Origin of the sequence: Streptomyces viridochromogenes DSM 40736, from assembly GCF_000158955.1 — a bacterium.
Classification (GTDB): domain Bacteria; phylum Actinomycetota; class Actinomycetes; order Streptomycetales; family Streptomycetaceae; genus Streptomyces; species Streptomyces venetus.
In genome coordinates, this window is record NZ_GG657757.1 from 7466658 (window position 1) to 7488914 (window position 22257).

18 protein-coding genes and 2 pseudogenes are annotated in these 22257 nt (G+C 71.4%); 8 read left to right on the forward strand and 12 right to left on the reverse strand.

Going from position 1 to position 22257, the window contains the following annotated elements; genetic code table 11:
* Positions 1 to 2 precede the first annotated feature (2 nt).
* The 4 genes from opcA to tkt are packed head-to-tail and all read right to left on the reverse strand — an operon-like array spanning position 3 to position 5839.
* A complete protein-coding gene (gene opcA, locus SSQG_RS32690) occupies positions 3 to 938 on the reverse strand; it encodes a glucose-6-phosphate dehydrogenase assembly protein OpcA (RefSeq protein ID WP_003994244.1) in 936 nt (311 codons plus the stop codon).
* Entirely contained in the window at positions 935 to 2602 is a 1668-nt protein-coding gene (gene zwf / locus SSQG_RS32695) for a glucose-6-phosphate dehydrogenase (protein ID WP_003994245.1), read from the reverse strand. Before zwf ends, opcA begins: the two co-directional genes overlap by 4 nt.
* Positions 2599 to 3744, reverse strand: a complete 1146-nt coding sequence (gene tal, locus SSQG_RS32700) for a transaldolase (protein WP_003994246.1) — start codon at positions 3742 to 3744, stop codon at positions 2599 to 2601. Before tal ends, zwf begins: the two co-directional genes overlap by 4 nt.
* 19 nt (positions 3745 to 3763) lie before the next feature.
* Entirely contained in the window at positions 3764 to 5839 is a 2076-nt protein-coding gene (gene tkt / locus SSQG_RS32705; RefSeq protein ID WP_039934130.1) for a transketolase, read from the reverse strand.
* A 166-nt stretch (positions 5840 to 6005) separates the two neighbouring features.
* Between tkt and SSQG_RS32710 the strand changes: the two genes are divergently transcribed.
* Complete coding sequence (locus SSQG_RS32710; RefSeq protein ID WP_003994248.1) at positions 6006 to 6899, forward strand: helix-turn-helix domain-containing protein; 894 nt, start codon at positions 6006 to 6008, stop codon at positions 6897 to 6899.
* Between the two features lie 61 nt (positions 6900 to 6960).
* Here SSQG_RS32710 and SSQG_RS32715 read toward each other — a convergent pair whose 3' ends face one another.
* Complete coding sequence (locus SSQG_RS32715) at positions 6961 to 8355, reverse strand: glycoside hydrolase family 16 protein (RefSeq protein ID WP_003994249.1); 1395 nt, start codon at positions 8353 to 8355, stop codon at positions 6961 to 6963.
* A gap of 332 nt (positions 8356 to 8687) precedes the next feature.
* Between SSQG_RS32715 and SSQG_RS32720 the strand changes: the two genes are divergently transcribed.
* The 3 genes and pseudogenes from SSQG_RS32720 (at position 8688) to SSQG_RS32725 (ending at position 9779) form a co-directional block, all read left to right on the forward strand.
* The gene (locus tag SSQG_RS32720; RefSeq protein WP_003994250.1) at positions 8688 to 9197 is read left to right on the forward strand and encodes an SRPBCC family protein; all 510 of its coding nucleotides are present in this window, start codon (positions 8688 to 8690) and stop codon (positions 9195 to 9197) included.
* Positions 9190 to 9324: pseudogene (locus SSQG_RS39965) on the forward strand (NAD(P)-binding protein); the annotation flags it as partial. The gene SSQG_RS32720 and the pseudogene SSQG_RS39965, both read left to right, overlap by 8 nt.
* Positions 9325 to 9476: 152 nt before the next feature.
* Positions 9477 to 9779: an SDR family NAD(P)-dependent oxidoreductase gene (locus SSQG_RS32725; RefSeq protein ID WP_039934132.1), complete on the forward strand. Its 303-nt coding sequence runs from the start codon at positions 9477 to 9479 to the stop codon at positions 9777 to 9779.
* A gap of 101 nt (positions 9780 to 9880) precedes the next feature.
* Here the strand turns inward: SSQG_RS32725 and SSQG_RS32730 are convergent, their stop codons facing one another.
* From SSQG_RS32730 to SSQG_RS32745, 4 genes and pseudogenes are all read right to left on the reverse strand, one after another.
* The gene (locus tag SSQG_RS32730) at positions 9881 to 10645 is read right to left on the reverse strand and encodes an IclR family transcriptional regulator (protein ID WP_003994252.1); all 765 of its coding nucleotides are present in this window, start codon (positions 10643 to 10645) and stop codon (positions 9881 to 9883) included.
* Positions 10642 to 12012, reverse strand: coding sequence for an alpha/beta hydrolase family protein (locus tag SSQG_RS32735; RefSeq protein WP_039934133.1), 1371 nt, complete (start codon positions 12010 to 12012; stop codon positions 10642 to 10644). Before SSQG_RS32735 ends, SSQG_RS32730 begins: the two co-directional genes overlap by 4 nt.
* Positions 12009 to 13308: pseudogene (locus tag SSQG_RS32740) on the reverse strand (MFS transporter). The gene SSQG_RS32735 and the pseudogene SSQG_RS32740 overlap by 4 nt, the downstream one beginning before the upstream one ends.
* Positions 13309 to 13436: 128 nt before the next feature.
* Complete coding sequence (locus SSQG_RS32745) at positions 13437 to 13970, reverse strand: MarR family winged helix-turn-helix transcriptional regulator (RefSeq protein WP_425315007.1); 534 nt, start codon at positions 13968 to 13970, stop codon at positions 13437 to 13439.
* Positions 13971 to 14064: 94 nt separating this feature from the next.
* Between SSQG_RS32745 and SSQG_RS32750 the strand changes: the two genes are divergently transcribed.
* The 4 genes from SSQG_RS32750 to SSQG_RS32765 are packed head-to-tail and all read left to right on the forward strand — an operon-like array spanning position 14065 to position 17843.
* Positions 14065 to 14982, forward strand: coding sequence for an SDR family NAD(P)-dependent oxidoreductase (locus SSQG_RS32750; RefSeq protein ID WP_003994257.1), 918 nt, complete (start codon positions 14065 to 14067; stop codon positions 14980 to 14982).
* Between the two features lie 11 nt (positions 14983 to 14993).
* On the forward strand, positions 14994 to 15857 hold the full coding sequence (locus SSQG_RS32755; protein ID WP_039935594.1) for an amidohydrolase family protein: 864 nt from the start codon (positions 14994 to 14996) through the stop codon (positions 15855 to 15857).
* A gap of 10 nt (positions 15858 to 15867) precedes the next feature.
* Positions 15868 to 17376, forward strand: coding sequence for an acyl-CoA synthetase (locus SSQG_RS32760; protein WP_003994259.1), 1509 nt, complete (start codon positions 15868 to 15870; stop codon positions 17374 to 17376).
* Positions 17377 to 17387: 11 nt separating this feature from the next.
* Entirely contained in the window at positions 17388 to 17843 is a 456-nt protein-coding gene (locus tag SSQG_RS32765; RefSeq protein WP_003994260.1) for a MaoC family dehydratase, read from the forward strand.
* Here the strand turns inward: SSQG_RS32765 and SSQG_RS32770 are convergent.
* Genes SSQG_RS32770 through SSQG_RS32780 form a run of 3 tightly spaced genes read right to left on the reverse strand, consistent with a single transcriptional unit; the run spans position 17834 to position 22216 of the window.
* Positions 17834 to 18661, reverse strand: a complete 828-nt coding sequence (locus tag SSQG_RS32770; RefSeq protein ID WP_039935595.1) for a PaaX family transcriptional regulator — start codon at positions 18659 to 18661, stop codon at positions 17834 to 17836. The genes SSQG_RS32765 and SSQG_RS32770 overlap by 10 nt on opposite strands.
* Positions 18662 to 18685: 24 nt before the next feature.
* Positions 18686 to 20353 (reverse strand): PHP domain-containing protein, encoded by a 1668-nt coding sequence (locus tag SSQG_RS32775; protein ID WP_003994262.1) that lies wholly within the window; start codon positions 20351 to 20353, stop codon positions 18686 to 18688.
* A gap of 24 nt (positions 20354 to 20377) precedes the next feature.
* The gene (locus SSQG_RS32780) at positions 20378 to 22216 is read right to left on the reverse strand and encodes a LamG-like jellyroll fold domain-containing protein (RefSeq protein ID WP_039934135.1); all 1839 of its coding nucleotides are present in this window, start codon (positions 22214 to 22216) and stop codon (positions 20378 to 20380) included.
* Between the last annotated feature and the right edge of the window lie 41 nt (positions 22217 to 22257).

The following is a 22257-nucleotide window of genomic DNA, read 5'->3' on the forward strand; positions in this document are numbered from 1 at the left end:
GGTCAGACATGAGCGGGGGTCTCCTCGGTTGCCTCACCGTTCAGGGCGATGGCGTACATCTCGTCCGCGTCGAGGCGCCGGAGCTCCTCGGCGATGAGCTCGGAGGTGGCACGGACCTTCAGCGCGAGGGTCCGGGGGGGCTGGCCCGGCAGGGTCAGCGTCGCCAGCGGCCCCTCGGGGCGGTCGATGACGATCTCGCCCCGCTCCGTGCCCAGGCGGACCGCGGTCACGACCGGCCCGGCGGTGACCACACGGTCGACCCGGACGTGCAGCCGGGCCTCCAGCCAGCGGGCCAGCAGCTCGGCGGCCGGGTTGTCGGCCTCGGCCTCCACGGCCGCCGAGATGACCCGTTCCCGGGCCTGGTCCAGCGCCGCCGCAAGCATCGAACGCCAGGGCGTCAGCCGGGTCCAGGCGAGGTCGGTGTCGCCGGGCGCGTAGGAGCGGACCCGGGTCTGGAGCGCCTCCAGGGGGTTCTCGACCGCGTACAGGTCGGTGATCCGCCGCTGGGCCAGTGCCCCGAGCGGGTCCTTCGAGGGCACCTCGGGTGCCTCCACCGGCCACCAGACCACCACCGGCGCGTCCGGCAGCAGCAGCGGCAGTACCACCGAGTCGGCGTGGTCGGACACCTCGCCGTAGGTGCGCAGCACCACCGTCTCGCCGGTGCCCGCGTCGGCGCCGACCCGGACCTCGGCGTCCAGCCGGGACTGGGTGCGGTCGCGCGGGGTGCGGGCCTGGCGCTTGATGACGACCAGGGTGCGCGAGGGGTGCTCGTGCGAGGCCTCCTCGGCCGCCTTGATCGAGTCGTAGGCGTTCTCCTCGTCCGTGACGATCACCATCGTCAGGACCATGCCCACGGCCGGTGTGCCGATAGCGCGGCGGCCCTGCACCAGCGCCTTGTTGATCTTGCTTGCCGTGGTGTCGGTCAGGTCGATCTTCATGGCCTGCGCCAGCTCCGTCCGTCTCGTGTGAGCATCTCGTCGGCTTCCGCGGGTCCCCAACTGCCCGAGGCGTACTGCGCGGGCCGGCCGTGCGTGGCCCAGTACTGCTCGATCGGGTCGAGGATCTTCCAGGACTCTTCCACTTCCTGGTGACGGGGGAACAGGTTGGCGTCGCCCAGGAGCACGTCAAGGATCAGTCGTTCGTACGCCTCGGGGCTCGATTCGGTGAACGACTCGCCGTAGGCGAAGTCCATCGTCACGTCCCGGATCTCCATCGACGTGCCGGGGACCTTGGAGCCGAAGCGGACCGTCATGCCCTCGTCCGGCTGGACGCGGATGACGATCGCGTTGGAGCCCAGCTCCTCGGTCGCGGTGGAGTCGAAGGGGGAGTGCGGGGCCCGCTGGAACACGACCGCGATCTCGGTGACGCGGCGGCCCAGGCGCTTGCCGGTGCGCAGGTAGAACGGGACGCCCGCCCAGCGGCGGTTGTCGACCTGGAGCTTGACCGCGGCGTACGTGTCGGTCGTGGAGGCCTGGTCGATGCCCTCCTCCTCCAGGTACCCGCTGACCTTCGTGCCGCCCTGCCAGCCGTCCGCGTACTGTCCGCGCACGGTGTGCCTGCCCAGGTCCTCCGGCAGCCGCACGGCCCGGAGCACCTTCAGCTTCTCGGTGAGCAGCGACGCCGCGTCGAAGGCGGCCGGCTCCTCCATGGCGGTGAGCGCCATCAGCTGGAGCAGGTGGTTCTGGATGACGTCCCGGGCGGCGCCGATGCCGTCGTAGTACCCGGCCCGGCCGCCGATGCCGATGTCCTCGGCCATCGTGATCTGCACATGGTCCACGTACGACCGGTTCCAGATCGGCTCGAACATCTGGTTGGCGAAACGCAGCGCCAGGATGTTCTGGACGGTCTCCTTGCCGAGGTAGTGGTCGATGCGGAAGACCTGCTCGGGATCGAACACGTCGTGCACGAGCGAGTTGAGCTCCTCGGCCGACTTCAGGTCGTGCCCGAACGGCTTCTCGATGACCGCACGGCGCCAGGAGTCCTCCCCGGCGTCGGCCAGCCCGTGCTTCTTCAGCTGCTGGACGACCTTGGGGAAGAACTTGGGCGGCACCGAGAGGTAGAAGGCGTAGTTGCCGCCGGTGCCCCGGGAGGCGTCCAGCTCGTCCACGGCGGAGCGCAGCTGCTTGAACGCCGTGTCGTCGTCGAAGTCGCCCGGTATGAACCGCATGCCCTCGGAGAGCTGCTGCCAGACCTCCTCGCGGAACGGGGTCCGGGCGTGCTCACGGACCGCGTCGTGCACCACCTGCGCGAAGTCCTGGTCCTCCCAGTCGCGGCGGGCGAAGCCCACCAGCGAGAAGCCCGGCGGCAGCAGACCGCGATTGGCCAGGTCGTACACGGCCGGCATCAGCTTCTTGCGGGACAGGTCGCCGGTCACGCCGAAGATGACGAGCCCGGAGGGGCCGGCGATCCTGGGCAGACGGCGGTCCTGGGCATCGCGCAGCGGGTTGGTGAAGTCGGGGTCGCCGTGCTCCGCGGGCGGGGCCGCGTGGCCGCTCACCCCGGTCTGCTCCACCCCGGCCGCCTCCTGGGCGGCCCGGGCCTCCTTGTCCTCCTTGGTGCCGATGGTCTCCTGCTCGGCCGTCTGGGGGATCTGCTCGCTCATTCCGCGTCAACTCCCTTGCTGTTCAAGGACTTGGTGACCGCGTCCAGCAGGTCCTGCCAGGCCACCTCGAACTTGGCCACGCCCTCGTACTCCAGTTGCCGCACCACCTCGTCGTATGCAATGCCGAGCCGGGCCACGGCCGCCAGGTCGGCGCGCGCCTGGGCGTAACCGCCGGTGACGGTGTCGCCCTGGACGCCGCCGTGGTCGGCGACGGCGTTCAGTGTGGCCTCCGGCATCGTGTTGACCGTGCCGGGGGCGACCAGCTCGTCCACGTACAGGGTGTCCTTGTAGGCGGGGTCCTTCACACCGGTGGAGGCCCAAAGGGGGCGCTGCCGGTTCGCCCGGGCGCCTCCCAGGGCCTGCCAGCGTGCTCCGGCGAAGACCTCTTCGTACGCCTCGTAGGCCAGCCGGGCGTTGGCCAGCGCCGCCCTGCCCTTGAGGGCGAGGGCCTCGTCCGTGCCCAGCAGCGTGAGGCGCTTGTCGATCTCGGAGTCGACACGGGAGACGAAGAAGGACGCGACCGAGTGGATGGCGGACAGGTCGTGACCGGCCGCCTGGGCCTGCTCCAGCCCGGCGAGGTAGGCGTCCATCACCTCGCGGTAGCGCTCCAGCGAGAAGATCAGCGTCACGTTCACACTGATGCCCGCGCCGATCACCTCGGTGATCGCCGGCAGGCCGGCCTTCGTCGCCGGGATCTTGATCATCACGTTGGGGCGGTCCACCAGCCAGGCCAGCTGCCGGGCCTCGGCGACGGTCGCCGTCGTGTCGTGGGCCAGGCGCGGGTCCACCTCGATGGACACCCGGCCGTCCCGGCCGCCGGTGGCGTCGTACACCGGCCGCAGGACGTCGGCGGCGGCCCGGACGTCGGCGGTCGTCATCATGCGGACGGCCTCGTCGACGGTGACGCCCCGCACCGCCAGGTCCGCGAGCTGCGCCTCGTAGCCCTCGCCGGAGCCGATGGCGGTCTGGAAGATGGACGGATTGGTGGTGACGCCGACGACATTCCTCGTGGCGACGAGCTCGGCCAGGTCGCCGGACTCGATCCGCCGGCGGGACAGGTCGTCCAGCCAGATCGACACGCCCTCGTCGGACAGGCGCTTGAGTGCTCCCGCGTGCGCGGTCGCTTCGGTCACAATGATCAACTTCTTTCGGGCGTTCGGATCAGTCACGCGCGGCGGCGAGGGACTCGCGGGCCGCGGCGACGACGTTCTCGGGGGTGAAGCCGTACTCGGCGAACAGGGTCTTCGCGTCGGCGGAGGCGCCGAAGTGCTCCAGGGAGACGATGCGTCCCGCGTCCCCGACGAACCGGTACCAGGTCAGGCCGATGCCGGCCTCGACGGCGACCCGGGCCTTCACGGACGGCGGCAGGACGCGGTCGCGGTACGCGCGCGGCTGCTCCTCGAACCACTCCACGGACGGCATCGACACGACACGGGTGGGCACGCCCGCCGCCTGGAGGCGCTCACGGGCTTCGGCGGCGACGTGCACCTCGGACCCGGTGGCGATCAGGATCACCTGAGGCTCGCCGCCTTCCGCCTCGAACCGCACGTAACCGCCCCGCGCCGCCTCCGGGTCCGGCTCGTACGTCGGCACGCCCTGGCGGGTGAGCGCGAGGCCGTGCGGGGCCGGGTCGGTGGAGTGCCGCCGGAGGATCTCGGCCCAGGCGACGGCGGTCTCGTTGGCGTCGGCCGGACGGACGACGTTCAGGCCCGGGATCGCCCGCAGCGCGGCCAGATGCTCCACCGGCTGGTGGGTCGGGCCGTCCTCGCCGAGGCCGATGGAGTCGTGCGTCCACACGTACGTCACCGGCAGCTGCATCAGGGCCGACATACGGACGGCGTTGCGCATGTAGTCGGAGAACACCAGGAAGGTGCCGCCGTAGACGCGCGTGTTCCCGTGCAGCGCGATGCCGTTCATCTCCGCGGCCATGGAGAATTCGCGGATGCCGAAGTGGACCGTCCGTCCGTAGGGGTCGGCCTCCGGCAGCGGGTTGCCCGTGGGGAGGAAGGAGCTGGTCTTGTCGATCGTGGTGTTGTTGGAGCCGGCCAGGTCGGCCGAGCCGCCCCACAGCTCCGGGATGACCCCGCCGAGCGCCTGGAGCACCTTGCCGGACGCGGCGCGCGTGGCGACCGCCTTGCCGGGCTCGAACACCGGCAGGGCGTCCTCCCAGCCCGCGGGCAGCTCGCCCTTGCTGACCCGGTCGAAGGTGACGGCGCGCTCCGGGTTCTCGCCGCGCCAGGCGGCGATCCGCTTGTCCCAGGCGGCGTGCGCCTCGGCGCCCCGGTCCAGGGCCCCGCGGGTGTGGGCCAGCACCTCGTCGGCGACCGCGAAGCTCTGCTCCGGGTCGAAGCCGAGGAGGCGCTTGGTGGCGGCGACCTCGTCCGCGCCGAGAGCCGAGCCGTGCGAGGCCTCGGTGTTCCGCGCGTTCGGCGCGGGCCAGGCGATGATCGTGCGCATCGCGATGATCGAGGGCCGTCCGGTCTCGGCCTGAGCCGCCTTCAGCGCCGCGTGGAGCGCGCGCACGTCGACGTCACCGTCGTCCTGCGGCTCGATCCGCTGCACGTGCCAGCCGTACGCCTCGTAGCGCTTTTGCACGTCCTCGGAGAACGCGGTCGCGGTGTCGCCCTCGATGGAGATGTGGTTGTCGTCGTAGAGGAAGACAAGATTGCCGAGCTTCTGGTGGCCGGCCAGCGAGGAGGCCTCCGCGGAGACGCCCTCCTGGAGGTCGCCGTCGGAGACGATCGCCCAGATCGTGTGGTCGAAGGGCGACTCGCCCTCCGGGGCCTCCGGGTCGAACAGGCCACGCTCGTAACGGGCGGCCATCGCCATGCCGACCGCGTTCGCGACGCCCTGGCCGAGCGGGCCGGTGGTGGTCTCCACGCCCGCGGTGTGCCCGTACTCGGGGTGCCCGGGGGTCCGGGAGCCGTGCGTACGGAACGCCTTCAGGTCGTCCAGCTCCAGCTCGTAGCCCGCGAGGTACAGCTGCGTGTAGAGGGTCAGCGAGGTGTGGCCGGGGGAGAGGACGAAGCGGTCACGGCCGGCCCACTCCGGGTCGGCGGGGTCGTGCCGCATCATCTTCTGAAAGATCGTGTAGGCGGCCGGTGCCAGGCTCATCGCGGTGCCGGGGTGGCCGTTGCCGACCCGCTGGACGGCGTCGGCGGCCAGCAGCCGGGCGGTGTCGACGGCACGCCGGTCGAGTTCGGTCCATTCGAAGGTGTCCGCTGTCTGCGTGCTCATCTTCAAGAAGTCCTCGATGGGAGCGAAGTGGCTGGTCTGACGCGTACAAAACTAAAAGTCTGACTTATTGGAAGGAAGGTCGCCGTGTGCCAGCCTGTGGTGAAAGTGGGACAGCGGGCGGCAGCGCGGCGCGCGAACGGGGCGGTACGAGGCGGGCATGGTGGATATGGCGGATATCGCGGACAGAGGACTCCAGGGCGGCGACGGGATCGATACCTTCCCCTTCCCGGTCGAGCTGAGCGTCGGCGGCGTCGGCATGCAGGTCGGCCCGATGGGTACCGGCCGCACCTGGCATGCCGACGCGCCGCTGGAGCGCGTGCACCGCATCGACTTCCATGTCGTGATGCTCTTCGGCGAGGGCCCGGTCCGGCACATGGTCGACTTCACCGAGTACGAGGCCACGTCCGGTGACCTGCTGTGGATCCGCCCGGGGCAGGTCCACCGCTTCTCACCGACCAGCGAGTACCGCGGAACCGTGCTCACCATGCAGCCGGGCTTCCTGCCCCGCGCGACCGTGGAGGCCACCGGCCTGTACCGCTACGATCTGCCGCCGCTGCTGAGACCCGACCCGGCTGGGCTCGCCGGTCTGCGGAACTCGCTCGGCCAGCTGCGTCGCGAGTACGAGGACACGTCCACCCTGCCGCTCAGCCTGCACATCGCCGTGCTGCGCCACTCGCTGACGGCGTTCCTGCTGCGGCTCGCCCACCTGGCCGCGAGCGCGGAGTCCGTCAGCCGGCGGTCCGACTCCACCTTCACCCGCTTCCGGGACGCGGTGGAGCGGGACTTCGCCACCAACCACAGCGTCAGCGCCTACGCCGACGCCCTCGGTTACTCCCGCCGTACCCTGGTCCGCGCGGTCCGCGCCGCCACCGGCGACACCCCCAAGGCCTTCATCGACAAGCGCGTCGTCCTGGAGGCCAAGCGGCTCCTCGCCCACACCGAGCTGCCGATCGGCCGGGTCGGCGCGGCGGTCGGCTTCCCCGACGCCGCGAACTTCTCCAAGTTCTTCCACCAGCACACGGACCAGACCCCGGCGGTGTTCCGGGCGGAGTTGCGCTGAGGGCAGTGGGAAGGGGCCCCACGCGCGCGTGGAGCCCCGGTCGGGGACGGGCCGGCCCGAATCAGTGCCCGAACGTGAACCAGTTGACGTTGACGAAGTCCTGCGGCTGTCCACTGCTGAAGGTCAGGTACACGTCGTGCGTGCCCGTCACGGAACTGATGTTCGCCGGAATCGTCCGCCACGACTGCCAGCCGCCCGTGTTGCCCACCGCGAAGCTCCCGACGGGGGCGTTGCTCCGGCTGTCCAGTCGCACCTCGACCAGCCCGCTGACCCCGCTCGCCGCGCCGCTCGCGACCCGGGCGTTGAACTGCCGGGCCGCCGAGGAACCGAAGTCCACCCCTTTGAAGTGCAGCCAGTCGCCGCCGGCCAGGGAACCGACGTTCTGGCCGCCGCCGGAGTCGGACGTCGACTCGGTGCTCACCCCGGACTGGCCGTCGTAGGACTCGGCCTGGATGGTGGAGTAGGCGTCGCGGCCGCCGGTCGGGGGTGGTGTGGTGCCGCCGCCGGACGACAGGACCTGGACGTAGTCGACGACCATGGGGCTGCCGGGCTGCGTCCCGGCGTCAGGACCGCCGCCGAACGCGTCGGGGAAGCCGCCGCCCATCGCCACGTTGAGGATGATGAAGAAGCCGTGGTCCGTGGCGTTCCGCCAGGTCGTCGCGTCGACCTGGTTGGCGCGCACCGTGTGGAAGTTGACGCCGTCGAGGTAGAAGCGGATCTCCTCGACGCTCGTCGAGCGGTCCCACTCCATCCGGTAGGTGTGGAAACCGGCCTGGCAGGTGGTGCCCTGGCAGGTGGTCGAACTGCCGATGCCGCTGGTCTCGTTGCAGGGGCCGCCCGGCGAGGTGCCGCAGTGCATCGTCGCGAACACCGTGTTCATGCCCTGGGTGTTCTCCATGATGTCCAGCTCGCCCACGGCAGGCCAGTTCCAGTAGTCGCCGCGGTAGGGGGCGCCCAGCATCCAGAACGCGGGCCAGTAGCCCTTGGCCGCGGCCCCCGTGACGTTCGGCACCTGGATGCGCGACTCGACCCGGAGCCTGCCGCCTGCCGGGGGCTGGAAGTCGGCGCGGTTGGTCTCGACGCGGCCGGAGGTCCAGTTGCCGGCGCCGTCGCGTCGCGGGGTGATGCGCAGATTGCCGTTGCCGTCGAGCGAGACGTTGTCCGTGCTGCTCGTCATCGTCTCGATCTCGCCGGTGCCCCAGTTGGCGGGGCCGCCCGGGTAGCCCTTGCCGGTCGCGTACTGCCAGTTGGACGTGTTGACGCCGCTGCCCGCCGGCCCGGTGAAGTCGTCCAGGAAGAGCTGGTTCCAGCCCGACGGGGGCGGCGGAGCGGAGGCGCTCGCGGACGGGGTCGCCGCGGTGGTGGCGGCCGCCGCGAGGCCGAGCGTGCTGACCACGGCGACGAACGCCCGCCGGAAGGGGTGCCGAGCGCGGAGTCTGCCAGAGGTGTCACTCATGTGGGGATGCCTCTCGGTTGCGGGGTGGGGTGGTTGAGAGCGCTCTCAGAGTGCCGTCAATGTGCTCCACGGCACCCGGGTCGTCAAGAGGTAAAGCCGGGAAATGTGCGAGGCGGTCGATGAGTGCAGAGCTTGAAGGCCACGCCCCCGGAGGCGGGGCGAGAGCGCTCTCAACCGGCTCTGGCGCGCACTGTGCGCTCCGTGTGACGTCAGGACGGGGGACGTCACACGTCAAGAGGGTGATGCCACCGCACCCGCTGTTGAACAGGCGACGCAGGGGCACTCGGGCGGGACGACGGACCAGCCGGTCCGGCCCAGCACTGGAGGTGTCCGTGGCCGTTCGCCATCGCCTGATCCGAGTCAGCCCGCGCGACGTGTGGGCCGTCCTCGCCGACGGGAACCGCTACGCGGAGTGGGTGGTGGGAACCTCGGAGTCCCACCCGCTGCGCGGCCAATGGCCGCGTACCGGCGCCGCGATCCGCTACCAGATCCGGCTCGGACCGGTGCGGCTCGACAACGAGACGGTCGTCCGCCACCACGAGGAAGGCACCCGGCTGGAGCTGGAGGCCCACGCCGGCGTGCTGGGCACGGCCCGTATCGCGATCGAGCTGCGGCCATGGGGCGAGCACTGCCTGGTGATCGTGGACGAGCACCCCCTCCTGGGGGCCGGCGGCCGACTGCACAACGCCGGTTTCGAGGTACTGATCCAGCTGCGCCACCGCGCGATGCTGGCCCGGCTGGCCAGGCTGTGCGAAAACGAGGTGACGGACACGGGGGGAGCCCGCCGCGCCCTCGGCCAGGTGACGGCGGGGCCCGGCACGGGCGGAGCCCGCCGTGCCTGACGCCGTGGTGATCGGCGCGGGGCCCAACGGCCTGGTGGCCGCGAACCTGCCGGCGGACGCCGGGTGGGGCGTCGAGGTGCTGGAGGAGCAGCCCGAGCCGGGCGGCGCCGTGCGCCACGACCGAGGCGACTCCGAAGAGCAGCAGTTGAAGACCCCCGGCCCGCCCGGCAACGGCGCGGCCCGACCCTCCGCGGGAGCCCGGGACGACGAAGCGCAAGGGTCCGAGTGGAGCGGGCAACGGACGAGACGCCCGCTCGGAGCCGGAAGGAAGGGCAGCCCATGCGCAGCAGTCCGCTCGCCGAGCGCACGGTCGTCATCATCGGGGCCACCCGCGGCCTGGGCGCGGCCATGGCACGCGAGGCCGCCCGGCACGGCGCCCGGGTAGCGCTCCTCGGCCACGAGAAGGCCGCCTTGGACGAGGTCGCCGCGTCCCTGCCGGGCCCGGCGCCGGCCGTCGAGGCCGACATCACCGATCCCGCGGCCCTTGAGGACGCGGCCGGCACGATCCGGGCCGCCCTCGGGCGCCCCTCGGCCGTGGTGGCGACCGCGGGCATCGCCGAAGGAGGCAATTGCCGTATCTGAGCTTCGGCTCGGCGACCGCTTCGCCGGCAAGCCGATGCCGGGCGACTGCTGAACGGGGCACGGGCTTCGGACCGCGCGGCCCCGACAGGGCGCCGCGCGGTTCAGCCCGGCTCGGGCTGCCACCCCAGCGCCCTCGATATTCCCCGGGCCGCCACCCGGACCGCCGGGACCAGCACCGGAACCTGGGCGTGCGCCTGCGGCACCACGACGGACACGGCCGCGGTCACCGACCCGTCGGCCCCGCGCACCGGCGCGGCCACCGACAGCGCGTCCTCCGTGACCTGGCGGTCGCTCACCGCGACCCCGGTGCGGCGCACTTCGGCCAGTGCGCGCCGCAGCCGCACCGGGTCGGTGATCGTGTACGGCGTGAACGACGCGAGTTCGCCCGCGCAGTACTCCTTCTGGAACTCCGGACCGCCGTGGGCGAGCAGGGCGAGCCCGACGCCGGTGGCGTGCAGCGGCCAGCGGGCGCCGACCCGGATGTGCACGCCGACCGCCGACCGGCCCGACAGCCACTCGATGTACACGACGTCCGAGGCGTCCCGCACCGCGAGTTGTACGTTCTCGTGCGTCGCCTCGTACAGGTCCTCCAGGTACGGCAGCGCGATCTGCCGCAGGGCGAGGCCGCGCGGAGCCAGTGCGGCGAGCTCCCACAGCCGGAGCCCGACGTGGTAGACGCCGGACTCGTCGCGTTCCAGGGCGCCCCACTCGGTGAGCGCGCCCACCAGCCGGTGGGCGGTGGTCAGGCTCAGCCCGGCCCGCCGGCTGATGTCCGTCAGGCACAGGGCCGGGTGCTCGTGGTCGAAGGCCGCGAGCACGGACAGCAGCCGTTCGGGTGCGGTGGGGGCGCCCCCTGTTCCGGTCATGGCCGGGCGTCTCCCGGGTGGGCGAGGTCGTAGGGGCGGGGGTAGGCGGTCGGGCGGTAGGGGATGTAGCGGGGTTCGGCCGCCGGATCCTCCGTGGCCGCCGTCGCGTTGAGGGTGCCGGGCCGTACGTCCCAGCGGCCGGTGTCGAGGCGCTTTTCCAGGGTGTGCAGCGCGGCCAGGGTCTCGCCCGTGGTGAAGGTGCAGTGGCCCGGGCCCTCGACGTACGCCTGGCGCAGGAGCCCCGCGGAGCCCGCCCCCGTGGCCGCCCGGTGGTACGCGTTCTCCGCCTGCACGGGGATCAGCGCGTCACCGGTCGTGTGGATGTTGAGCTGCGGGTCGGTGAGCCGGCCCGAGAGCACGCTGGTGTTCCGCATCCACCGCACGGCCTGCGGATCGGCGGAGACCCGGGGTGCCCGGCCCAGGGCCGAGAGGTCGGTGCGCAAGGACAGTCCCGCCTCCTTGTAGAGCTCGGTCACCTCTTTGTACAGCGGGGACCGGGCGAGCATCGCGGTGTAGTCGACGCCCGTGTTCCAGGACGGGTTGCCGCCCGCCCGGCTCTCGGCCTCCTGCCGCCAGCTGAACGCGGGCAGTTGGAGGAGGCCCCGGACGGCGGCGTACTGGTTGGACTGCTGGGTCGCCCAGTCGGTCGGGCCCGGCTCGGTCTGCGCGGAGTCGTTGTAGCCGGGGATGTTGTGCAGGGCGGCGGCCAGGGCGATCCGGGCCCGGCCGTCCGGCGTCCGCTGGGCGGCCTCGACCTTCGAGGAGAGCGTCTTCGAAGCGGCGACCGCCTCCGTCTGGTCCGCGAACCCCGCGAGCCGCACCCCGGAGCCGGGCGCGAGCAGCGTCCGCAGCGCGAACACCGGGTCCAGCGTGCTGTTCCAGTTGGCGACGCCGCCCTGGACCAGTCCGCACATCGACAGCGAGCCGTCGAACCGGTCGGCGTGCCGCTCGGCGAGCATGCTGGTGACGAAGCCGCCGTAGGAGGTGCCCCAGGCGAGCGTCCGCCGGGCCGAACCGAACTTCTCCGTGAACAGGTCCAGTGTGGCGAGCTGGTCGGGCACCGCCTCCGTGACCGCCCAGCCGTTCGTCGCGTACGAGGAGCCGATCAGGGCGTAGCCCCGCGCCAGCAGCTTGTCACGGGCGGCCGTACCCGGCGTGTTCTGGGCCGGGTTGGGGGCTCCGGCCGGGGTGTAGCCGTGGCTGTACAGCAGCACGGTGCCGTTCCACGACGCGGGTACGTCCATCACGTACGCGGCGCCGGAGGGGAGCTTGCCCTCCAGGTGGCTGTCGGTGGCGTCGGCGGCCTGCGCGGGCAGGGCCGTTGCCAGGGACAGGCAGGTGGTCAGTAAAGCGAGGCGGATCCTCAACGCGGGGTTCCTTCCAGAGTGGGGGTGACGGCGGGGGAGTCCAGGGCGTCCGTGTGGGTCTCGCGCAGGCGCCACACGGTGACGGCGGTGATCGCCGCGCCGAGGCACAGCAGCAGTGAGACGGGCGCGCTGCCGCCCCCGTACGAGGCGAGGAGGCTGCCGGCGATCAGCGGGGAGAACCCGGCGCCGACCAGGGTGGCCGCCTGGTAGCCGAGGGAGGCGCCGGTGTAGCGGACGCGGGTGCCGAACATCTCGGTGAGCAGGGCGCCCAACGGCCCGTACATCGTGGACTGGGCGACGCCGTGGCCGAGGGCGAGCGCGAGGATCAGCAGTCCGGGCGAGCCGGAGTCGACCAGTGCCAGTACCGGGAACGCGAGCACGGCCGAGGCGACGGCGCCGGTGAGGACGACGGGCCGGCGGCCGACCCGGTCCGACAGCGCGGACGCGGCGGGCAGGACGGCGAGGGCCACGCAGGAGGCGACGGTCACCGCGGTCAGCACCTGCGGGCGGGTGTACCCCTCGTCGACGGCGTAGGAGATCATGAAGCTGGTCAGCAGGGACTGCGTGGTGAACGCGCCGATGCCGACACAGGCGGCGAGCAGCACGGGCTTCGGGCGGCGCATCATCTCCACGATCGGCGGCTTGTCCACCGGCTCCCGCTTGACCTGCGCGAACAGCGGGCTCTCGGCGACCTTCTTTCTTTTTTATTTGGCCGACGGCCAGCAGCACGATGCTCAGCAGGAACGGCACCCGCCAGCCCCAGGAGCGGAACTCGTCGTCGGGCAGGCCGGCCACGAGGGTGACCACGCCGGCCGACAGCACGGAGCCGAGCGGGGCGCCGAGTTGGGTGAAACTGGACCACAGGCCTCGCCGGGAGCCCTGCGCGTGCTCGGCGTGCTCGACGACCATCAGCATCGCGCCGCCCCACTCACCGCCGATCGCGATGCCCTGCACCACGCGCAGGGCGACGAGCAGGACCGGGGCCCAGACCCCGATCGCGTCGTAGGTAGGCAGCAGCCCGATGAGGAAGCTGCCCAGGCCCATCAGGACCATGGTCAGCAGCATCATCGACTTGCGCCCGATCCGGTCGCCGAAGTGGCCGAAGACGATGCCGCCCAGAGGTCGGGCGAGATAGCCCGCGGCGAAGGTGCCGAACGCCGCGATGGTGCCGACCGCCGGGTCGGCCCGAGGGAAGAACAGGTCGCCGAAGACGAGCGCGGCGACTGTGCCGTAGACGAGGAAGTCGTAGAACTCGACGGTCGTGCCGAGCAGTCCGGAGACGGCGACGCGGCGCAACTGCCGTGCTTCGGGGGAGGGCTGGGCGGTCGAGGGGGAAGGCTGCACGGTGGGCTCCCTGGGGACGGGGCGCGGTTGGTCCGTGAAGTTATGCATCCATCGTGCAGCCGTCAATCACTTGCACAACATCAGTTCAGGCCGTCGGCCGCGATCTTCAGCAGCAGCGCGTGCAGCGACTCCCGCTCGGCCGCGTCCAGTGGGCCCACCAGTTCGCCGGTGACCCGCTGGCCGGCCTCGTCGGTGTCGCGCAGGAACGCGCGGCCGCTCTCGGTCAGGACGACGATCCGGCTGCGGCGGTCGTCGGGGGCGGGGCGGCGCTCGGCGAAGCCCTGCTTCTCCAGGTCGTCGACCAGGCCGACGATCGCGCTCGGGTCGTAGCCCAGCCGGGCGCTCAGCTCGCGCTGGAGGGCCCCTTCGGAGGTGGCGAGGAAACGCAGCACGGCGTAGTGGCGCAGGCGCAGCCCCGATTCCTGGAGGAAGGTGTTGAAGAGCTGTCCCGAGCGCAGGCCCAGGCGGTACAGGAGGTAGCCCGTGTCCGCGTGCAGCCCTCGCATCCACGGCTCGTCCGCGTCCATGGCCCTCGGGGTGACGTTCTGGCGTGTGATGGCGGGCTCCCTGTGCTCGGTGCGTCCTGCGCTCGGTACGGCTGGAGATTCCAGCATCTCGTACCCGTGGGCCATCAACAACTATTGACGTCAACAATTATTGCTCTTAGCTTCGATCTCGCAGCCGAACCCCGTGTGAAGGGACCCACCCGTGCCCAGCATCGATCTCTCCGGCAAGGTCGCCGTCGTCACCGGCAGCGGCCGGGGCCTCGGCCTCGCCTACGCCCACGCCCTGGCCGCCCACGGGGCGTCCGTGGTCGTCAACGACGTCGACGAGGCCGTGGCCGAAGCGGCCGTGAAGTCCATCGAGGAAGCGGGCGGCAGGGCCGTCGCCGAGGTCGTCCCGGTCGGCACCACCGAGGCCGCCGAGCGGCTGGTGAACCGCGCGGTCGAGGAGTTCGGGCGACTGGACGTCCTCGTCACCAACGCGGGCATCCTGCGCGACAAGGTCCTGTGGAAGATGACCGACGAGGACTTCGACGCGGTGATCACCACCCACCTCAGGGGCACCTTCACCTGCGCCCGCGCCGCCGCCGTCCGGATGCGCGAGCAGGGCGAGGGCGGCTCGCTGATCCTGGTCGGCTCCCCGGCCGGCCAGCGCGGCAACTTCGGCCAGACGAACTACGCCGCCGCCAAGGCCGGGATCGCCGCGATGGCCCGCACCTGGTCCATGGAGCTGGGCCGCGCGAACATCACCGTCAACGCGATCGTGCCGGTCGCCGCCACCGCGATGACCGAGACGATCCCGGCCTTCGCCCCGTACGTCGAGGCCATGCGCGGCGGCGAGCCGCTGCCGGACCTCCTGCGCAAGGGTGAGGGCTTCGGCACCCCGGAGGACTGCGCGGCCCTGGTCCCCTTCCTCGCCTCCGAGGCCGCCCGGGGTGTCACCGGCCAGGCCATCGGCATCGGCGGCGACAAGGTGGCACTCTGGTCGCATCCGCAGGAGATCAGGACGGCGTACGCCGACGGCGGCTGGACCCCCGCCGCCCTGGCCGACGCCTGGCCCACCTCGGTCGGTGCCGAGCCCCAGTCGGTCGGCATCCCGGCGCCGAAGCTCCCGGAGGCGTGATGGACCCCGTGATGGACCTGGAGTCGCTGGTCGCGATCGACGTCCACACCCATGCGGAGGTGTCCTCCAAGGGACACTCCTCCCTGGACGACGATCTCCACGACGCCTCCTCCGCCTACTTCAAGGTCGAGGGCAAGCGGAAGCCGACCCTGGAGGAGACCGCCGCGTACTACCGCGAGCGGAAGATGGCCGCCGTGATCTTCACGGTGGACGCCGAGTCCGCCACCGGCACCCCGCCCGTCCCCAACGAGGAGGTCGCCGAGGCGCGCGCACGCGACGTCTCATCCCCTTCGCTCATCGACCCTTCCGGGGAAGGCGGGCGTGAAGCAGCCCGCCGCCTGGTCGAGGAGTACGGGGTGAAGGGCTTCAAGTTCCACCCCAGCATCCAGGGGTTCTTCCCCAACGACCGGTCGGTGGCGTACGACCTGTACGAGGTGATCGAGGAGACGGGCGCCATCGCCCTCTTCCACACCGGCCAGACGGGCATCGGCGCCGGAGTCCCCGGCGGGGGCGGCATCCGGCTGAAGTACTCCAACCCTCTGCACGTGGACGACGTGGCGGCCGACTTCCCGCACCTGAAGATCATCCTGGCCCACCCGTCGTTCCCCTGGCAGGACGAGGCCCTCGCCGTCGCCACGCACAAGCCGGGCGTGCACATCGACCTGTCCGGCTGGTCCCCGAAGTACTTCCCGCCGCAGCTCGTGCAGTACGCGAACACCCTGCTGAAGGACAAGGTGCTCTTCGGCTCCGACTTCCCCGTCCTCACCCCGGACCGCTGGCTCGCCGACTTCGGCAAGCTGACGATCAAGGAGGAGGTCCGGCCGAAGATCCTCAAGGAGAACGCCGCCCGCCTGCTCGGGCTGACGAAACCGTAAGGGGCGTGACATGCGCAACGAGGGACTGGGGTCGTGGCCCGCACGCCGGGCCCGCAAGACCCCGCACCGCACCGCCCTGATCCACGGCGACACCACCCGCACCTACGCCGACCTGTACGAGCGCACCACCCGCCTGGCCCACGCGCTGCGCGAAAGGGGCGTCCGCCGCGGCGACCGCATCGCCTACCTCGGCCCGAACCACCCCTCCTACCTGGAGACCCTGTTCGCGGCCGGGACCCTCGGCGCGGTGTTCGTCCCCCTCAACACGCGCCTGGCCGGGCCCGAGATCGCCTACCAGCTCGCCGACTCCGGAGCCAAGGCCCTCGTCTACGGACCCACGCACGCCGGCCTGGTCGCGGGACTGCCGGGCAGCACCGACGTCCGGACCTACGTCGAGGTGGGCGCCGAGTACGAGGAGGCGCTCGCCGCGGCCGGCACGGAGCCCGTCGACGCGCCGGTCGCCCCGGACGACACCTGCATCATCATGTACACCTCGGGTACGACCGGCCGCCCCAAGGGGGCCATGCTCACCCACGGCAACCTCACCTGGAACGCGATCAACGTCCTCGTCGACACCGACCTGATCGCCGACGAACGCGCCCTGGTCTGCGCCCCGTTGTTCCACACCGCCGGCCTGAACATGCTGACGCTCCCGGTCCTGCTGAAGGGCGGCGCCTGCGTCCTGGTCGAGGCCTTCGACCCGGACTCCACCTTCGACCTCGTCGAACGGCACCGCATCACCTTCATGTTCGGCGTGCCGACCATGTTCGACCAGGTGGCGAGGCACCCGCGCTGGCCGGACGCGGACCTCTCCTCGCTCCGCATCCTCACCTGCGGAGGCTCCCCGGTCCCGACCCCGCTGATCGCCGCGTACCAGGAGCGCGGCCTGACCTTCCTCCAGGGCTACGGCATGACCGAGGCCGCCCCCGGCACGCTCTTCCTCGACGCCGAACACGCCGTCGGCAAGGCGGGGTCGGCGGGAGTGCCGCACTTCTTCAGCGACGTACGGGTCGTCCGGCCGGACCTCGCGCCGGTCGACGTGGGCGAGGTCGGAGAGGTCGTCGTCCGCGGGCCGCACGTCATGCCCGGCTACTGGGGGCTGCCCGAGGAGACGGCCGCGTCCTTCGCGGACGGCTGGTTCCGCAGCGGCGACGCGGCCCAGGTCGACGAGGACGGCTACGTCCACATCGTCGACCGCATCAAGGACATGATCATCTCCGGTGGCGAGAACATCTACCCCGCCGAGATCGAGGACCAGCTCCTCGCCCACCCGGACATCGTCGAGTGCGCGGTGATCGGGGTCCCGGACGACAAGTGGGGCGAGGTACCCCGCGCGGTCGTCGTGCCCCGCGAGGGCGCCGCACTCGACCCCGACGAGGTGCTCGCGTCGCTCGCGGGCCGCCTCGCCAAGTACAAGATCCCGAAGTCGGTCGTGCTGGCGGACGCACTGCCCCGCACCGCCTCCGGAAAGCTCCTCAAGTCCCGTGTGCGCAAGCGCTACGGGTCCGACTCCCAGTGAAGGACAGCCGCATGAGCATCACCGTCAACGGTCTCGACGAACTCAGGAAGCTCGCGGGCGGCGACCTCGGCACCAGCGAGTGGATCGAGGTCACCCAGGAGCGCATCGACACCTTCGCCGACGCGACCGGGGACCACCAGTGGATCCACGTGGACCCCGAGCGGGCCAAGGAGGGCCCCTTCGGCGCCCCCATCGCGCACGGCTATCTCACGCTCTCCCTCTTCATCCCGCTGTTCACCGAGCTGCTGGACGTCCAGGGCGTGACGACCAAGGTCAACTACGGTCTCAACAAGGTGCGTTTCCCCTCCCCGGTGAAGGTGGGATCCCGCATCCGGCTGACGGCGAAGCTCGCCGAGGTCGAGGACGTGCCGGGCGGCGTGCAGATCACGGTCGACGGAGCCATCGAGATCGAGGGCGGCACCAAGCCGGCCGCGGTGCTGCAGAGCCTGTCGCGGTTCTACGTCTGAGACCGCGCCGGCACCAGGTCGAGCAGGCGCTGCGCCGAGGCGTGCGCGAGCGGCGAGAGCCGGTCGTGCACGGTCCGGAACGTCTTCTCGGCCTGCTCCGCCGGCCAGTCGTCCGGCAGGTGCTTGACCGGCAGGCGCGGATCGCGCCGGACGATCCGCAGCCACTCGGTCTGCAGCCGCAGGCGCAGCACGAGGGCGTCGTCGGCGTCCGGCAGGTCCTCCTCCCAGGGCTGCCAACGCTGTACGAACCCCTCGTAGCGGCCCGCCAGGTCGGACAGTTCCCAGGTCTCCTCGATCATCTGGCCGATGTCCATGCCGACGTCCGCGTGCGCCCGGAAGACCTTCACGTGGGCGGACAGCCCGAGCTCGGCCACCAGCGCCGACACGTCGACCTCGCCCGGGGCGATCCACAGGCCGTTGAACAGCGGGCCGAAACCGCTCCAGGTCAGCTGGGAGCGCAGGTCGTGACGCTGGCGCTGCCAGGACTCCGGCAGGGAGAAGCCGAGCAGGGTCCAGGTGCCGTCCCAGTGCCGGTTGACGGCACCGGCCTGCCAGATGCGCCGCTCGCCGTCGCGCAGCACCGCCTCCGAGCGCTCGGTCAGCCCGAAGTACATGCGGCGGCCCTCCCGCTGGCGGCGCAGCAGATCGCGCTTGACCATGCGGGCCAGTGTCGAGCGGGTCGCCTGCTCGCCGACGCCGGCGCGGGCGAACACGTCGATGACGCTGCCCGAGTACACGCACACGTCACGCCCGAGCACCTGGTCGCCCAGGAACGTCAGCATGAGGGACTGGGGCCGCAGCGACTCTTCACCGGTCACGCGGCCCACCGTACCTCCGCCCGATCAGGCGCCTTCCACGTCGACGAAGACCGGGTTCGTGTAGAACCACGTGTCCGCCCACGGGTCGCCGTCCCCGGGCGCGTGCGGGATCGGCCCGTGCGGGTCGACCGAGGCTCCCAGGTAACCGGTGCCGTTGCGCTTGCCGTCGCTGCCGCGCAGCCGGACGTAGAAGGACTCGCCGCCCGCGGTCAGCGGGACGCGCAGGGTGTAGGTGCCCGTGCGGCCGGAGACGTTCTGCGACCGCACGACCCGGGTGTCGGGGGCCTTCCAGGTGTCGCGGTCGGTGACCGGGCCGCGCACCGCGCCGCGGATGACGTCCACGTGCGCCAGTCCGGGCAGGATGCCCTGCGGATTGGGCCGCGAGGCGGTCGTCACGGTGATGTCCAGGGTCAGCTTCTCGCCCTTGCGGACCCGCAGCTGACCGCCGAGGGCCACGCCCCGGCCCTGGTCCTGGTCCCGCTTGAGCCGGACGTCGAGCCCGTCGAGCAGATGCCCGTGGTCGAGCCAGACCCGGCCCGCGCGCAGGCCCGCCATGACCGCGCGATAGCCGTAGCGGGTCACGCCGACGTGGGTGCGGCTGAACTGGCCGGGCCAGAAGTCGCCGCCGGGCTGCGGGGAGTCCGTGTTCACCGGGTCGGGGATCTTGCCGGTGTTGTCGAAGTTCTGCCCCGGCAGCCAGTCGCCGTTCTTCCACGTGTCGAAGACGACCCGGTGAACGTCGGAGTTGGTGGTGATCGTGAACAGCTTGCCCTCGGCGAGCATCGCGTCCCACATGCCGCCGACCGTCGCCGTCATCCAGTCGAAGCCGCCGTACAGCACGTACGCGTTCTCCGGGTAGCCGGCCCAGGAGTTCACGGACGGTTTGTTGGTGTACTCACCGCGCTGCGAGTCAGGACCCTCCCAGCCGGGGATGCCACCGCCCTGCGCGCCGGGCGCGCCCTCCATGCCGATCATGATCTCGGGTGCCGCGTCCCGCCAGTTGCGCATCTCATGGGGGGAGTCGATGCCCAGCCGCATCGGATGGTTGGCGAAGACGAGGACGTCGTCGACGTATCCGGTACGGCGCTGTTCGGCGAGCCACTGGATGGCCTTGACCGCGTGCGCTTCGTTGCGCGCCGTGTTCGGGTTGTCCGGGGCACCGTCCGTGTAGCCCAACAGCTTGCCGTCGTAGGCCAGCTCGAACCGGGTGAGGAGGTCGACCTCGTGCGCACCGGGCGCGGCGAAGATCGTGCAGTGCTCGGCGGCCGGGATGTACCACTCCAGGCCCTGGAAGATCAGCTGACGAGGGTTCTCGGCGCGAGCCTTGAGGATCTCCTTGTGCTCCATGGCGGCGCCGTGGTAGGCGTGCCCGAAGTTGGAGTGCTCGTTGAACACCATCCAGTCAAGGCCGTACTTGGCGGCCGCGGTGGCCAGCTGGGAGAAGGTGTACTTCGCGTCGTGGCTGTAGACGCTGTGGACGTGGTGGTCGCCGACGAGGTAGGCGAGTTTCGGATCGGTGCCGCCGTAGCCGCCGGCAGCGGCCGCCTCGGGCATCGCCGCCGAGCCGAGGGCGAACGCGGCGCCGAACAGACCTGCCCGGCGCAGGAGCTGACGGCGGGAGACGCCCTGGGCGTCCAGGAGGGCGGGGGAGACGGCCGGGTCGGCCCAGGCGGGCAGCTGCTGTTCGGTCATGACGATCCTCTGGGTCTCACTGGGTCAGTGGTTCATGAAGCTGGTGACGGGCAGCGCCCGTGCGACGATCCGGACGTCTCCGAGCCGGCCGTGCAGGATCTGGTCGATCTTGCCGGCGTACTCGTAGCCGCCCAGCAGCCAGGGCAGCCCCACCGAGGTCAGGCCCACGGCGGCCGCCTTCGGGTTGCGGACCACGGGGCAGCCCTCGACGTACAGCGTGGTGTGCGTGCCGTCGTTCACGACCGCGAGGTGCCACCACGTCTCCAGCGGGGTCTCCTGACCCCAGTTGGTCGCGATCCCTTCCTGGTTGAGCGGGCGCACGGCCCACTGCGGCTCGCGGTCGTTGGACAATGACAGCGTGGCGAGCGGCTCGTCGGGGTCGTCGGCGGTCTTGCCCGCGGCGCCGCCCGTGCCGGTGCGGCCGACCAGGCCCGACCAGGCGTGGTGGTCCGGGTCCCAGTCGGCGGGCAGACGGTAGAACGCCTCGATGGTGTAGCCGTCCTCGAAGGTGGCCTTGCTGAGCGGGGCGCCGTCGACCGTGCGCAGGTACGCGCCCTTCAGCGGCGACTTGAAGCCCTGGAACTCCAGGCTGCCGTGCCCCGGCTGGTCGGGGTGGTGGTCCGCCGACCAGCCCAGCGTGCCTTTGCCGACCGTGACCAGGGACAGGTCGTTGCCCCGCCCGGACAGGTCGCGGACCGTTCCCTTCGTGCCGTCGACGGGCTTCTCGAAGCGCCAGTACGCCACCGTGCCCGGCAGCAGCATCGTCGAGACGGGCCGGGACGGCCGGGCGGGCACGGGAGCGAAGCCGGAGAATCGTTTCTGGAAGTCGATCTCGACGGAGAAGCGGTCGGCGTCGCCGCTCAGCTCCATCTCCTGCCGTTCCAGCTCGTTGAGCCCCTTCGACGCCCGGCCCAGGATCCACGGCGAGAGCGTCTCCACGTCGATGACGCCGCGGTCCAGGTCGAACCGGTACAGGCGGATCATCGCCGCGCCACCGAAGTAGCGGTTCTGGTAGTTCGTCAGATGCAGCTGGACGTCGTGCCCCGCCGCGTTCTTCCGCGTCGCGCGGCCGGCGGGCCAGTAGTGCCCGCCCAGGGCCAGAAAGATCTGGTCGTGGTCCTCGATCAGCTGGTCCCACAGCTGCTGCCCGTAGTCCGACAACGTGTCGTCCTCGACGACCAGTTCGTGCGTCGTGAGGATCACCGGCGTCTTCGGGTGCTTCGCCAGGACCTCCTTCGCCCACGCGTACCCCTGCGGCGAGAGCCGCCAGTCCAGCGCGAGCACCAGCCACTCCCGCCCGCCCGCCGCGAACCGGTGGAAGGTGTTGTAGCCGTCCGGGGAGGCACCGCCGAACGTCGGCTTCCCCTCGAACCGCTTGGGCCCGAAGGCGTCCAGGTACGGTGTCGCGCCACGCTGGTCGGTCGTCGACGGCCTCACGTCGTGGTTGCCCGCCAGGACGCTGTAGCCGACGCCCCGCCGGTCCAGCAGCCCGAACGCCTCGCCGATCGCCGCGAACTCCTCCTTCGCGCCGTTCTGCGTGAGGTCCCCGAGATGCGACAGGAAGACGATGTTCTCCTCCCGGCCGTGCTCCAGCAGATAGCGCAGCGACGCCTCGACCGGAGCCCTGTCGATGCTCGGCCCGTCGAAGAGGTACTGCGTGTCCGGCATCACGGCGAGCGTGAAGCGGCGGCTGCGCGGGTCGGGACGCCACCTCGCCATCGAGGCCGCCTCCGCGGTGACGGCCGGCAGCGCGGTCACGGCGGCGGCGGTGGCGCCGAGCAGCGCGGTGGCCCGGAGGAAACCGCGTCTTCCGGCACCGGCCTGGGGCGCCTCGCCCAGGTCGTGGTCATGCGCAATGCACACGGGTGCTCCATGGGGTGACTGAGAACGGGGTGGCTGAGAGG

Bases quoted from the DNA above. Each gene is read 5' to 3' on its own strand.
- opcA (WP_003994244.1), bottom strand. From the start codon at position 938: ATGAAGATCGACCTGACCGACACCACGGCAAGCAAGATCAACAAGGCG.
- zwf (WP_003994245.1), bottom strand. From the start codon at position 2,602: ATGAGCGAGCAGATCCCCCAGACGGCCGAGCAGGAGACCATCGGCACC.
- tkt (WP_039934130.1), bottom strand. From the start codon at position 5,839: ATGAGCACGCAGACAGCGGACACCTTCGAATGGACCGAACTCGACCGG.
- SSQG_RS32710 (WP_003994248.1), top strand. From the start codon at position 6,006: ATGGCGGATATCGCGGACAGAGGACTCCAGGGCGGCGACGGGATCGAT.
- SSQG_RS32715 (WP_003994249.1), bottom strand. From the start codon at position 8,355: ATGAGTGACACCTCTGGCAGACTCCGCGCTCGGCACCCCTTCCGGCGG.
- SSQG_RS32725 (WP_039934132.1), top strand. From the start codon at position 9,477: ATGCGCAGCAGTCCGCTCGCCGAGCGCACGGTCGTCATCATCGGGGCC.
- SSQG_RS32730 (WP_003994252.1), bottom strand. From the start codon at position 10,645: ATGACCGGAACAGGGGGCGCCCCCACCGCACCCGAACGGCTGCTGTCC.
- SSQG_RS32745 (WP_425315007.1), bottom strand. From the start codon at position 13,970: ATGCTGGAATCTCCAGCCGTACCGAGCGCAGGACGCACCGAGCACAGG.
- SSQG_RS32755 (WP_039935594.1), top strand. From the start codon at position 14,994: ATGGACCTGGAGTCGCTGGTCGCGATCGACGTCCACACCCATGCGGAG.
- SSQG_RS32760 (WP_003994259.1), top strand. From the start codon at position 15,868: ATGCGCAACGAGGGACTGGGGTCGTGGCCCGCACGCCGGGCCCGCAAG.
- SSQG_RS32765 (WP_003994260.1), top strand. From the start codon at position 17,388: ATGAGCATCACCGTCAACGGTCTCGACGAACTCAGGAAGCTCGCGGGC.
- SSQG_RS32775 (WP_003994262.1), bottom strand. From the start codon at position 20,353: ATGACCGAACAGCAGCTGCCCGCCTGGGCCGACCCGGCCGTCTCCCCC.